Consider the following 13,003-nt stretch of genomic DNA (forward strand, 5'->3'; position numbering starts at 1 on the left):
TGTGGGAGCGAGCCTGCTCGCGAAAGCGGCTTATCAGTCACATCGATGTTGAATGTGCTGCCGTCTTCGCGAGCAGGCTCGCTCCCACAGTGATGGTGTACAACCCCCGGCTCAGTTCATCTCCCCCTGCACCCGATCCCTGCCTTCCTGCTTCGCCACATACACCCCCGAGTCCGCCCGTAACAACAGCGCATCCGCACCTTCTCCGGGTCGCCAGCTGGCAATGCCGAAACTGGCGGTGACCACGCCTACTTCATCGATCGGCGCACTGCGCAGGCTTTGCCACAACTCCAGTGACAACAGATGGGCCTGCTCGCCACCGATGTCCGGGCAAAGGACCATGAACTCCTCGCCACCCAGGCGGCAGAACACATCCGAACGCCGCAGCCGATGACCAATGCGCTCGCACACCGCCTGCAACACCCGATCGCCGACGGCGTGGCCGTACTGGTCATTGATACGCTTGAAGTGGTCGATGTCGAGCATGATCACCGACAGTTCGCCACCACCGCGCTCCACCCGCGCCATCTCGGTGGTCAGCCGTTCCTGGAAATAGCGACGATTGTGGATACCGGTCAGGGAATCGGTGACCGACAGCGCCCGCAGTTCCTCTTCCACTCGCTTGGTGTCGGTAATGTCGGAAATGTAGCCATGCCAGAGCACGCCGCCGCCGGGCAGTTCCTCCGGGGTCGCCTCGCCACGGACCCAGCGCAGGCCGCGCTGGGGCAATTGCACGCGGTACTCCTCGCGCCAGTGGCTGAGGCTGTTGGCCGAGGCGCGGATCGAGGCGCGCACGCGGGTGGTGTCCTGAGGATGAATCCGCGTGAAAATCGCTTCGGCGTTGAGCAACAGCACGTCCGGCTCCAGCTCATAGATCTCGCGAATACCGTCGCTGGCGTAGATCACGCTGAAACGCCCGTCGAACTCCATCTTGAACTGGTAGATCCCGCCGGGCACATGGGCACTGAGCTTCTTCAACAACAGGTCCCGCGCGGCCAGGGCCTCGTGCACGCGCTTGCGTTCAGTGATGTCGATGCAGATCGCCAGGTGCCCGACCCACAACCCCTGCTCGTCGAGGACCGGGGTCGCCAGCATGTTGACAATCAGATGGCTGCCATCGCCGCGTACCAACGTCCACTCCCGCGCCTCATGGCCACCCTCCTCGCCGCCCTCGACCAGCATCGCGTGACAGGCCGGTACCGGCTTGCCGTAACGCGCACTCAATTCCGCCGAGCGTGCCGCGAGCTCCCGGGGCAAGTGCAGGTTTTCCAGGGTCATGTGCCCGACCACGTCGGCGGCGGTATAACCGAGCATCTGCTCGGCGCCGGCATTGAAAGTGCTGATCACCCCGCGCAGGTCCGTGGCGATGATGGCTACCTGGGTCGCGGCATCCAGCACCCCGCGCAACTGGCCATGGGTGCCGCGCAGTTCCTGTTCGCGGGCGCGCAGCTGCGCGGTCCTTTGCTCGACCATTTTCAGCGCCCGCTGCCGCTGACTGACCAGTACATACAGCAAGGCGCTGAGCAACACACTGAGCAAGCCACCGAGCACGACCAGCGTGGTCACTGAAGAGTGGTTGGCTTGGAGAAAAGCCTCGCTGGGCCGGATATCGACCTGATAATCATGATCGGCGAGACGTAACAAGCGCGTCGTGGACAAGTCACTGTGCGCTGGCGCATTGGGCGATTCAAACAGCACCTCGTGCTGCTCATCGGTGGACAGGTCGAGGATACGCACCGAGAGATAATCGCGACCCGCCTCCGGCAACCCGTCCGCCAGCAACTGGCGCATGCTGATCACCGCCATGACATACCCGAACGGTTTGCCGGTTGCGCCGCCTTTGTTGCTGTGCGGCATGACCGGCGCGACCAACAGTACGCCTCGCGCATAAGCCGGCTCGATGTTGACCAGGTGCATCGGTTGCGACACGGCCATGCCCTGATGCTGGTCGGCCCGCTCCAAGGTGGCCCGACGCAAGGGCTGAGCCAGCAAGTCATAACCCAGCGGCGCACCGAGCTTGCTTTGCGTCTGGCTATACAGCACCGCAACGTACTCATCCCGCTCGCCGGCCAATTGCAGTTGGCCGGCGGCATTGAGTTCGCGCAGGGTGAACCCGCTCAGGCCCTCCTCGCGCGCCCGGCGTTCAAAGGCCGCCCGCTGGTCGCGGCTGACCCGCTCGGCGAACGAATACGCCTGGGTCCGGTGTAACAAGGGTTGGGTGTAGCCGTTGAATTCCGCGTGCGAGACCGTATCGGAGTTGGCAAAGAAGCGGCGCAGGCCATCGAGGCGCTGCTCCTGATCCTGGAAACGTTCTTCGATACGGCTGTAGCGTTCGCTGGCCAGTAACTGGAAGCGTTGACGCAATTGATTGTGAAACAGGTTCAGCGTCGACCAGGCGAGCAAAGCCGTGAGAATCGCGCCGACGAGCAAGACCATGAGCGCGACCAGCCCGGCCGAGACATCTTCGCTGATAAAACCCAGGATCTTGGGGCGCACGGCGTACAACGACATAGACGCAACTCAAAACGCCATGTGCGGGAAAGCCCATTGGCCGTGAGTTGAGTTATAGCTATTAGCCACTAATTTGACCAGTGGGGGACCAATAGTCTGTAGGAGCGAGCGGCGCGGCGATCCGGCTCGCCCGCGAAGAACGATGACGCGGTGCGACAGATGCACCGCGGCGACTGGTTCGCCTGTAGGAGCGAGGCTTGCCCGCGAAGAACGATGACGCGGTGTGGCAGATGCCCCCCCGCGTCCGGCTCGCCTGTCAGCGAGCAGTGATCTTCCACGCGCGATGGATCTTGGCGTTACGGGCAAAATCCGGATCGATGGTCTGGGCGGTGATCTCTTCGATCGCGTAGCGCTCGCTGAGGTTAGGCTCGAGTTCGAACTTGCGGAAGTTGTTGGAGAAGTACAACACCCCACCCGGTGCCAGCCGCGCCATGGCCAGGTCGATCAGTTGCACCTGGTCACGTTGCACGTCGAAGATGCCTTCCATGCGCTTGGAGTTGGAGAAAGTCGGCGGATCGATGAAGATCAGGTCGTACTCTTCACGGCAGGCATCCAGCCAGACCATCACATCGCTCTGCTCCAGGCGGTTCTTGTCGGAGAAACCGTTCAGCGACAGGTTGCGACGCGCCCAGTCCAGGTAGGTTTTCGACAGGTCGACGCTGGTGGTGCTGCGCGCGCCGCCCTTGGCCGCGTGCACACTGGCAGTGGCGGTGTAGCAATACAGATTGAGGAAGCGCTTGCCGGCAGCCTCTTTCTGAATGCGCATGCGCATCGGCCGGTGGTCGAGGAACAGCCCGGTGTCGAGGTAATCGGTGAGGTTGACCAGCAGTTTCACGCCGCCTTCATTAACCTCGACAAACTTGCCCTGGGCCGCCTGGCGCTCGTATTGCTTGGTACCGCTCTGACGCTCGCGGCGCTTGACCACCACCTGGTTCTTGTCGATGTTCAGGGCCTGCGGGATCGCCGCCAGGGCGTCGAACATGCGCGCCGAGGCCTTTTGCGGATCAATGGATTTCGGTGCGGCGTATTCCTGGACGTGGACCCAATCGTGGTAGAGGTCGATGGCCATGGAGTATTCCGGCATGTCGGCATCGTAGACGCGATAGCAGTCGATGCCCTCACGCTTGACCCACTTGCCCAGCGCCTTGAGGTTTTTCTGCAGGCGGTTGGCAAACATCTGCCCGCCTTCACTCAGGCGCGGCTGCTCGATCACCGGTGCCGGGGCTGGCGCAGGTTTGATCGGGTTGCCGTTCTTGTTGTACTGGCGCTCTTGCGGCTCGCTCGGCGCCTGATCGTAGGCCGCCTGCTCACGCTCGGCCTGACGCTGCTCCGGGGTACGACGCTCGCCGGTGACGAATTGATCCGGCAACACCTTGATCAGCAACAGCTTGCACGGCAAGGCGCCGTTCCAGAACGAATATTGCTTATGGCTACGGATGCCCATGCGCTTGCCCAGGTCCGGCGCACCGGTGAATACCGCGGCTTCCCAGTTGAGGCAAGCCTGGCGCAGACGTTCGCCAAGGTTCTGGTAGAGGTAGAGCAGGCTCGCCTCGTCGCCCAGACGCTCGCCGTAAGGGGGGTTGCAGATCACCAGGCCTTTCTGGTTCTGGTCCGGACGCGGCTCGAAGGTCGCGACTTCGCCCTGGTAGATCTTGATCCACTCGCTCAGGCCGGCACGCTCGACGTTGTTGCGCCCCGGTTGAATCAGGCGCGGATCGGCTTCGTAACCGCGAATCCACAACGGTGGCTTGGCCAGGCCGGCAGCTGCACGCTCGGAAGCTTCTTCATGGAGTTTTTTCCACAGCGCCGGTACGTGACCGAGCCACGCAGTGAAACCCCATTGTTCGCGGCGCAGGTTCGGCGCGATGTCGGCAGCGATCATCGCCGCTTCGACCAGGAAGGTGCCGACACCGCACATCGGGTCAGCCAGGGCTCCGCCTTCAGCGGCGATGCGTGGCCAGCCGGAACGGATCAGGATCGCCGCCGCCAGGTTTTCCTTCAGCGGCGCCGCGCCTTGCTGCAGGCGATAGCCACGCTGGTGCAGGCTATGGCCGGACAGGTCGAGGGAGAGGATCGCTTCACCGCGGTCCAGACGCAGATGGATGCGCAGGTCCGGGTTGAGCTTGTCGATGGACGGACGGTCGCCCTGTGGGGTGCGCAGTTTGTCGACGATGGCGTCCTTGACCTTCAAGGCACCGAAGTGGGTGTTGTCGATACCCGAGCCGTGGCCGCTGAATTCGACGGCCAGTGTGCCGTCATTGAGCATGTGGTCTTGCCACTCGATGTCCAGCACACCGTGGTAGAGGTCTTCGGCGTCTTTCATCGGAAAACGCTTGAGCACCAGCAGGACCCGGTTGGCCAGGCGCGACCACAGGCACAGGCGATAAGCGGTTTCCATGGTGGCCATGCCACGCACGGCGGAAGTGTGCTCACGTGCTTCCTCAAGGCCAAGCCCGACGGCTTCCTCGATGAGCAGGCCTTCAAGGCCTTTAGGGCAAGTGAGGAAGAGTTCGAAACGATCGGACATGAGAATTCGGAGCCTTTGCTGAGTGGAGCGGCAACGCATTGCCGGCCCGGTTTTCAATCAGGCGCTTTTCTCGAAGAGCGCCCGCGTGGCACGAAGGTGTGCCGTTCCACCCTTGCTGCCCGGGTTAAATGAGCTTAGATGCAAGGACAGATAAAAAAGTTGATGCAATAAAATGACATAAGTTGACCCTTCGTCGAATAGTCCACCCCGCCAACGGGAGGCATTCTCAGCAAAGGATTAACCTGATCATCCAACGCAGGGCCGATCATACCGGGGTTTGGTCAAGAAATACGCCACAAACATCATGTTACTTAGTGCCATAGCACATTAACGGTTACGTCCTTATGACAAAACGATCATTCCCTCGATGTGACGCATTGGTTAGAACTCAATACAGGTTGGCGCCGCAATGACGCCAACACCTTGGCTCGTCACGCCGGCAACGAGCCCCAACGGCAGAGTTTTTCTGCCAGACCTCGATTGAGGTCTACGCGATAAATACAGTCAACAAGTGAGGGCAACACCCTATGAGAAGACTTAAGCGTGATCCGTTGGAAAGAGCATTTTTGCGCGGATATCAATATGGCGTTGGTGGCAAATCCCGTGAGCTTTGCCCATTTACTCTACCGTCGGTACGCCAAGCCTGGATTAACGGCTGGCGCGAAGGACGCGGCGACAACTGGGACGGTATGACCGGCACTGCGGGAATCCACAGACTCAACGAACTTCACGCCGTCGGCTAACACAGGGCACACACTCCGACATACAATCTGATATGTAGCGAATTAACCACGCACGTCCCATCCGGACGGCGGGCTACGGCCCAGGGGCTCCTTTGAGGGGCCCTTTTTTATGCCTGTTTCATGGCCAACCCAATACCTGTAGGAGCGAGCATGCTCGCGATAAACCTGAGAGCGCCGCGGGGTGTCAGGTTTCCAGCGTTATCATTAACGGGGGCGGGTTACCTGAGGGCTGCGATAGCGTCCACTGACTCGCGAATCAGCGCCGGCCCCTTGTAGATAAAGCCCGAGTAGATCTGCACCAGGCTCGCACCCGCGCTGATTTTTTCCGCTGCGTGCCTGCCTTCGGTGATGCCGCCCGCCGCGATGATCGGCAAGCGACCGCCCAGCTCCGAGGCCAGCACCTTCACGGTGTGCGTGCTCTTGTCACGCACCGGCGCGCCGGACAGGCCGCCCGCCTCGTCCCCATGCTCCATGCCTTCGACACCCACGCGGCTCAAGGTGGTGTTGGTGGCGATGACCGCGTCCATCCCGGTTTCGATCAACGCCTGTGCGACCTGCGCAGTTTCTTCGTCGGTCATGTCCGGTGCGATCTTGATCGCCAGTGGAACGTGCCGGCCGTGACGCAGCGCCAGTTCCGCCCGGCGCGCGGCGAGGTCTGCCAGCAGCTGCTTGAGCGAGTCACCAAATTGCAGGCTGCGCAGGCCCGGGGTGTTGGGCGAGCTGACGTTGACCGTCACGTAGCTGGCATGGGCATAGACCTTGTCCAGGCAGATCAGGTAGTCGTCGACCGCGCGCTCTACCGGGGTGTCGAAGTTCTTGCCGATATTGATGCCTAGCACACCCTTGTACTTGGCGGCCGCCACGCGGGCCAGCAAGTGATCGACACCGAGGTTGTTGAAGCCCATGCGGTTGATGATCGCCTCGGCCTCCGGCAAACGGAACAACCGGGGTTTGGGGTTGCCCGGTTGTGGGCGCGGGGTAATGGTGCCGATTTCGACAAAGCCAAAACCCAGTTGTGCAAAGCCGTCGATGGCCGCGCCATTCTTGTCCAGGCCAGCGGCCAGGCCTACCGGGTTCGGGAAGTCCAGGCCCATGACATTCACCGGCAGTTTTGCCGGGGCCTTGCACAGCAAACCGTTGAGCCCCAGGCGCCCGCCCGCACCGATCAGGTCCAGGGACAGATCGTGGGAGGTTTCCGGGGAAAGTTTGAACAACAGCTGACGGGCCAGGGTGTACATGGGCGGGTTTGACTCGATTGGCGGCGAATTGAGCCGGCGATTATAGCCGGCCCAGCACGTTGCGAGCGAGGACCCCTGTCAATTAGAAACCACTTTTTGCGGCTAACCATCGCAGGTATCGAGTGTGAAGCGTTATTTGATAGCTGCAACGGCGCAAGAGGGGGAATGATCGCAAACAAGCCCCCTTCGTCAGACCGAGCGAAATATGCCTATATCAGTCGGATCAACAACCTCATTTCCAACCCTACCTGCTGCAAACGCCTCTCAAAACAGTGGTAGAAATCAGACGACCGTAGAATTAGAAAATAGCTCCCAAGACATCGCAAATGCGATCACTGAACATTCAAAACCCCTTGACCGGCACACCGCTCCATTTCCAAATAATATCGTAATAATCGAAATGGAAAACTTCGCCAAAACACTCGATAACGTCATTGCAGAAGAATCAAGAAACGCCCCTATCCACGCTGAAAACATGATTCAGACCACCACATTGCTGATGAATGGTGAAACCGAAAGTGTCGATCACACGGTAATACAGATCGAGGATATGTCGCTGTTCCACGGCTCAATGAATCAGCAAGAGCCCAGCATCGCTCTACAACGCGCCCAAACCATCGTTGACTCCCTTGGCGAAATGCTGGGCAAACTGGGCCGCAACGAATTCGAAGGAGATCTCGGACGCCTGGCCAGCAACCTCACGATCAGCGGCCTTCGAACCGGGCTCATCGTGGGTACCCTGACAACGATCCGCCAACTGATCGGATTCGCCTTGGAAAAATGCTTGCAGTCCAACGCCGCCTCCCCGCTGACACGCAACGTCATAGGTGGTGTTTCTTTGATGATTGGTCCGGCGATGAACATCATTGGCGCGATTCGGGATGAATGCAACGGCACCGCAAACACCCAGACGCGACTGTCACGAATGCTCACTTTGGGGTTAGTGCTGGCCGCAGTCGTCCTTGCACTCGTCACGCCGGGGGCGCTTGGCGCCCTCGCCTCATTCGGCCCGCAGATGGGGCTCTTCACCTTGGCCCGCGACCTCACGCAGGTGTTTGTTCCTTTCAACGACAACGCACAAACCAATCTGCCCGGTACGGCAGCCAACGCAGGCCTGTATGGAGCCTTACAGTTTCTTCTCGGTACAATCATGGACAATACAGCGCCCAACTCAGGCGCCGGATATGCCATGTCGGCCGGTAGCGAGCCATCCACTGCTGATGGCGGGTTCGCAGCGCAATTGATGAACTGGATGCACACATTCGTCAATTCAAACACAACCCCGGAGACTCGGGCCGCAGAGATCCTTGAATCCCTTGCTCCAGTTCTAGGACACGACATTCTGCGGGGTGTCTACAATGCGGGGGTTGAAATCACGAGCGATGTGGCAGGTGGCGAAATGATGCACAGGTTCCAGAGCGAAAGAGCGCCTGAAGGCTTTCGAATCACTTTCGCCCCACGTATCCCCTCCGCCTCACAAGTAGCCGATCAATTTCTGACTACCTCAGCAATGCGAACCTCGTTCGGCGGAGCGATCATGGCTGCCGCGATTTCCGCAGGGACTTACTTTGGCAGCCTGGGTTTATCCCCTTCCGCGGTAAATCACGCGGTCAATGCCATAGTAGCCGCCGTCGCCATCGCCGGCTTACCAGGTTTTTTCTACGCTCATCAGGTCAATAGGCCGATGGACAATACAGCCATGTAACCCATCCGGTGCGTTCCGTCATTTCGGCGGGACGCACCCTGACCTCACCACTCACTCTTCTCCCAAGCCTCATCCTCCATCGGTTGAAACACGTCACGCATTAAGCTCTGGACGAAGAGGTCCATGCTGAAAGCAAGGCCGTTGGCGCCTTCGATTTCCTTATAAAGCATCGATTTTTCCAGCCCGTCGTCCTTCAATCGAAACAGCACCTGCTGCGTAACTGCCATCAACGCCTTGGCAGTGGGGTACGCGGGTGATTCGCCATCTGCGCCTCGACGTGAACGGAGAAACGCATGGATGACCTTTTCTCCCTGCCCCTCCATGGCTGACAGCAACTCATACAGGCGCTCGAATTCGGGGTCCGGACGCTTGTTTTCAGGCATGTTCCGGTTGGCTGCACGTATATGCGACTCAAGGGACTCGACCGCTGCGCGCCCCCCGCTCTCAGTCGTGCGCAGACTCAAACCGCTTTCAATCTTCATGGGGAACCTCGGTAGGGGCAGTTTGCGTGGCATCGGCCGAGCGCTCGGCAAAGGTCGAATACAGATCCGTGAGCGCCTCCATGGCGGCCCGGTCCAGCGTGCGAACCGACTCCGGCAGGTTCGCCACGCGCGCGAGCAAGCGCGGTTCCAGACGTTGCCTCGTCGTTTCAAGATCGAATTCGAACAATTGATCCGCAAGCCGCGCCACATAACGCTCTTGCGGGTGATAGTCGAGGACCAGTTCGCCGGACCAGAGCCGGCTCAGGCGCTCGCGAAGTTCGTTGCCCTGGGGCCGACAATGCATCGGCAGCAGCACTTGCAACACTGCGCCCGAGCCGGCCGGTTGTGCCGTTAGCCAACGCTCGAACATTTCGTCCAGCCATTCGGGACGCTGCAACGCGTCTGCGAGCAAATCACGAGCGGACTGCGCAAGGTCGCTGCGCAATTGCTGCCCCAACGCCTGCGCTCCCAGCAAGCTGTCAGCCAGTTGCTCGATGACGCGCAAGATGCCGTCGGCGTAGCCTTGCGAAAAGGCATGGGCGTGAACCGCTTCGGCGTCACGCCGAGCCTGCTCTACACAATCACGGGCCCAGCGCTGGGCCTGTTGCTGCAACGCTCGACGTCGACGCGCGGCGGCGATGTCTTCGCGAGACACAAGCGCATCGCTCGCCGCGGGAAGGTCAGTCAGGGTTCGGATAGAGTCGAGCATGCTGCACCGCCAAAAAGAAAAGCGCTGTATCGGGTTGCGTGACTGGCCATTGCCTGTGCAGGCGAACAACCGGCTCGGAAAATTGCAGGGGAAGGCGTTCGAGCAAAGCTGGCGGTACCTGCTCGCACCAACTCCATAACGCATTGAGGCCGGCGGCGTCGACCTGCTCCATCGAAACAGGCGAGTTCCCGATCGGCAGGGCGCATCGCCCCCCCAGGCTGTAACCGGCGAACCGACGCAGGGGCAATGGCAGGCGAAGCAACGTCGCACCTCGCGCCAGATCGGGCATCAAGCGATGCGCGCCCATCAGCCTTGCGATATAAGGTAACTGCCGCCAATGGCGAACCCATTGCTGCGCCACCGCCGTCAGCGGCGGCGTCGCAGGTGATGCCCCCTGTTTTTCAAGCCCTTCGAGCAGTATTCGATTGAGCAGACTTCGTGCTTCAGGCCAGGTAAATTCCTCTGGCAAAAGCAGGCGCTGCGGATGCAAGTAACTCAGGGGCTCGGCGAGAATCTGCGATAAAGACTCAACGTGCGACATTACGCTGTCCTGCGCTTGATTGGCGGTAAGCCCAGGCTGCGCCACTGGCCAACAGCAATCCGGTCAACGCGGACAACAACCACGTCCAGTGCGAATCCCCTTGCGTGGCGGCCACGGACGGCGCGATATGCTGGGTCGGCGAGCGCCTGGACAGTACCACCGAGATGTTCTCGTACTCGACCGACGCAAAACTGTTCTTGAGAAACCGCTTGATGTCGGTGATCAGCAATTGCGGGTCGACGTCGAGTTCATGGATCGCCACTGCCGAGAGGTGGACAGGCGGCGTCTTGCGCCCGCCTTCGCCGGCCTCCAGGTCGTAACTGACATGCACTCGCGCCGAAACCACGCCTTCGAGCACACCCAGCGACTGTTCGATTCGCTGCTCCAACGCCGAATAAAGCCGGGCTTTTTCAGCGCGGGGCGAGGCCACCAACGTGTCGGCAGGAAACATCTCTGCCACTTGCAGGCGCGGCCGCGAAGGCAAGGAATAGAGGTTGAGCAAATCAACCGCCGCGGAAAAATCGACCTGATTGATCTTCACCGCGTAACCAGTTTTGCCGGCATCGACTTTCACCGCCGCTATGTTGTTGCGCAGCAGCACCGACAGCACTTCATTGGCCTGCTGCTGATCCAGCCCTTCAAGCAGATCGGGTTGGCGACACCCCGACAGCGCCAGGCACAACAGCATCAGCAAAATGCCTGGCTTCATGACGCACGCAACAGGGTTTCGGCAGTACCTACCGCTTTGCGGACCAGTACGTTGAGCAGGTTGATGTCCACGTTGTATTGCCCAGTCAATTCCTGCAACTGGGCCAATACTTCGGGACTGGTGATATTCGGGCTTTGCATCATCTGATTGATGGCTGAAACGTCCTGCTCGCTACTGACCGCGGAACCGGCAAATGCTTCGATCAATCGGGACTCAAGGGATACGATCGGGCCTTCGTGTGGGCCGCGCAGTTCCGTAAAGACTGCCCGGTCAATACCAGACAGAGAAATGTTTTGAATAGCCATGCGATGTACTCATGAAAATGGCCATCGTCACGTACCGATGGCCGGTCAAAAAAAGAAGATTCAGCGAGCGGCCTGGATGATCGCCATGTCGATATCCTTGAAGCCCTTGATCGTGTTGGTCTGAGCGTTTCGAAACACCGTGTAGGACGAAAACGCGGCCTGATAAGCCGCCAGCAGACCTGGGTCCGATGCATCGTTCTTCAAGTCAAGCAGCGCTTTGTCCAGCGCAGTCTTGAGGGAGGCGGCGCCGTTTTCGAATGCCTCGGCCTGACGCCCGAGAAAGTCATCGGAAAAGTCGATGGGGATAGCAATGTCGGCCATGAATCACCTTTTAGCGTTGTGTAGGAAAATGCCATGATGACGAAGTCATCTTGATGTAGCCCTGCGGGCCGGTCTGGAACGACTTGCCCCCGAGCAAGTCGTCCTTGAGCTCGACGGTGAAGTGCACGTAGCGATCACCCCACTGCCGGTAAAAGCTGTCGATGTACCGGCGGGCGTTCGCCAGTTCGGAATCCTGCAAATTGCCTGCAACGGCAAACGTGACACTGTCCTCGTGCTCAATGCGGCTGTAGGCCAGCGACAGCCGCTGCAAACCCTCTTGCGCCAGATCGACGAGCTGCTTGTCCTCCTGCATTTGCACCGTTATGTCCTGGGCATAAGGCGCGGCCGAGAGCAGTACATCGAGCAGTTTTGCCTGCTTTAGAGGGGTGAGCAGATTGCGTTGTGCACTCAGCAACAGGCGCGGTACCGAAGGATCCTTCAGGTCTATGGAGTGCCAGGCCAGTTGCGGATCATGGTCGACCAGCAGTTGCTCGAGCCGACGACGCTCCTGATCCATCACCAGCACTTTGCCGCTCAGTGTGTTGTGGCGCACCAGCACTTGGCGACTCCAGCCGGCATCCCGTTCGGAAGTCACGAACACATAGATCGCATTGTCACGACCGCTCAACACCTTGGCCTCGTCACTGGCTCCAATGATCAACGCGCGAACATCGGTTTCAGGTGTGGGTCCAGGCATCGACCAGATGCCGACCACGGTGACCAGGGCAGCCAGCGCCAATCCGCTGGCGAGCCATCCAGACCAACGGGCACGCCACCACGCGACAGCCACGGCGTCAAAGGTAGCGTCAGGTTGCAGCCCGAGAAGTTCGGGTGCCCAGGGCTGGTCTTCAGGTCGCACGGCGATTTGCAGGCTGCCGATCTGCACCCTGGTCTGGAAAGCACAGTGGCGTATTTCCGTTGACTCATCGAGCACCCGCAGCGGCAGGCCTTGCGGCGTGACTTGACCGGCCAATACCTCAAAGTTGCATCCCCCCGACTCCAGGGGAACGAAGATGGCATCCGCTGGGACACTGGCAATCAGTACCCCTTCTCCTAGTAGATCCACAGTCCCTACCACGAACAGGGTTGTGCCTGCGCCGAGGGGGAATTCGCAACCTTGCAGCGCGCCATTGAGTATCCGTAGAACGCAAGGTTGTGGGTCAGGTGCCGTCAGAACTGTCACCGTTCAAGCTCCAGGGCTATGAAATGAAC

12 protein-coding genes are annotated in these 13,003 nt (G+C 59.9%); 2 read left to right on the top strand and 10 right to left on the bottom strand.

Going from position 1 to position 13,003, the window contains the following annotated elements; all coding sequences use genetic code 11:
• Nucleotides 1-111: 111 nt before the first annotated feature.
• Nucleotides 112-2,511, bottom strand: coding sequence for a sensor domain-containing diguanylate cyclase (locus tag AC3WWR_RS04400; protein ID WP_432668472.1), 2,400 nt, complete (start codon nt 2,509-2,511; stop codon nt 112-114).
• Between the two features lie 256 nt (nt 2,512-2,767).
• Nucleotides 2,768-5,038: a bifunctional 23S rRNA (guanine(2069)-N(7))-methyltransferase RlmK/23S rRNA (guanine(2445)-N(2))-methyltransferase RlmL gene (gene rlmKL, locus AC3WWR_RS04405; RefSeq protein WP_020795912.1), complete on the bottom strand. Its 2,271-nt coding sequence runs from the start codon at nt 5,036-5,038 to the stop codon at nt 2,768-2,770.
• Nucleotides 5,039-5,565: 527 nt separating this feature from the next.
• Between rlmKL and rmf the strand changes: the two genes are divergently transcribed.
• On the top strand, nt 5,566-5,781 hold the full coding sequence (gene rmf / locus AC3WWR_RS04410) for a ribosome modulation factor (RefSeq protein ID WP_003223300.1): 216 nt from the start codon (nt 5,566-5,568) through the stop codon (nt 5,779-5,781).
• Nucleotides 5,782-5,999: 218 nt separating this feature from the next.
• Here the strand turns inward: rmf and AC3WWR_RS04415 are convergent, their stop codons facing one another.
• Complete coding sequence (locus AC3WWR_RS04415; RefSeq protein WP_033040162.1) at nt 6,000-7,019, bottom strand: quinone-dependent dihydroorotate dehydrogenase; 1,020 nt, start codon at nt 7,017-7,019, stop codon at nt 6,000-6,002.
• Nucleotides 7,020-7,224: 205 nt separating this feature from the next.
• On the opposite strand from AC3WWR_RS04415, the gene AC3WWR_RS04420 reads away from it, so the two are divergent.
• Complete coding sequence (locus AC3WWR_RS04420) at nt 7,225-8,724, top strand: hypothetical protein (protein WP_492598530.1); 1,500 nt, start codon at nt 7,225-7,227, stop codon at nt 8,722-8,724.
• A 44-nt stretch (nt 8,725-8,768) separates the two neighbouring features.
• On the opposite strand, the gene AC3WWR_RS04425 is transcribed toward AC3WWR_RS04420, so the two are convergent.
• From AC3WWR_RS04425 to AC3WWR_RS04455, 7 genes are read right to left on the bottom strand one after another with little or no spacing between them, the layout of a single operon-like run.
• Nucleotides 8,769-9,206, bottom strand: coding sequence for a hypothetical protein (locus tag AC3WWR_RS04425; protein ID WP_151142963.1), 438 nt, complete (start codon nt 9,204-9,206; stop codon nt 8,769-8,771).
• On the bottom strand, nt 9,196-9,915 hold the full coding sequence (locus AC3WWR_RS04430; RefSeq protein WP_432668475.1) for an oxygen-regulated invasion protein OrgB: 720 nt from the start codon (nt 9,913-9,915) through the stop codon (nt 9,196-9,198). Before AC3WWR_RS04430 ends, AC3WWR_RS04425 begins: the two co-directional genes overlap by 11 nt.
• On the bottom strand, nt 9,887-10,456 hold the full coding sequence (locus AC3WWR_RS04435; RefSeq protein WP_151144117.1) for an OrgA/MxiK family T3SS sorting platform protein: 570 nt from the start codon (nt 10,454-10,456) through the stop codon (nt 9,887-9,889). Before AC3WWR_RS04435 ends, AC3WWR_RS04430 begins: the two co-directional genes overlap by 29 nt.
• Entirely contained in the window at nt 10,443-11,165 is a 723-nt protein-coding gene (locus AC3WWR_RS04440) for an EscJ/YscJ/HrcJ family type III secretion inner membrane ring protein (protein WP_020795904.1), read from the bottom strand. Before AC3WWR_RS04440 ends, AC3WWR_RS04435 begins: the two co-directional genes overlap by 14 nt.
• Nucleotides 11,162-11,470, bottom strand: coding sequence for a type III secretion system inner rod subunit SctI (sctI, locus tag AC3WWR_RS04445; protein ID WP_020795903.1), 309 nt, complete (start codon nt 11,468-11,470; stop codon nt 11,162-11,164). The genes AC3WWR_RS04440 and sctI overlap by 4 nt, the downstream gene beginning before the upstream one ends.
• Nucleotides 11,471-11,530: 60 nt before the next feature.
• On the bottom strand, nt 11,531-11,791 hold the full coding sequence (gene sctF, locus AC3WWR_RS04450) for a type III secretion system needle filament subunit SctF (RefSeq protein WP_020795902.1): 261 nt from the start codon (nt 11,789-11,791) through the stop codon (nt 11,531-11,533).
• A 10-nt stretch (nt 11,792-11,801) separates the two neighbouring features.
• Nucleotides 11,802-12,974: a PrgH/EprH family type III secretion apparatus protein gene (locus AC3WWR_RS04455; RefSeq protein WP_033040153.1), complete on the bottom strand. Its 1,173-nt coding sequence runs from the start codon at nt 12,972-12,974 to the stop codon at nt 11,802-11,804.
• Between the last annotated feature and the right edge of the window lie 29 nt (nt 12,975-13,003).

The organism is Pseudomonas sp. EB271-G4-1, assembly GCF_058791355.1.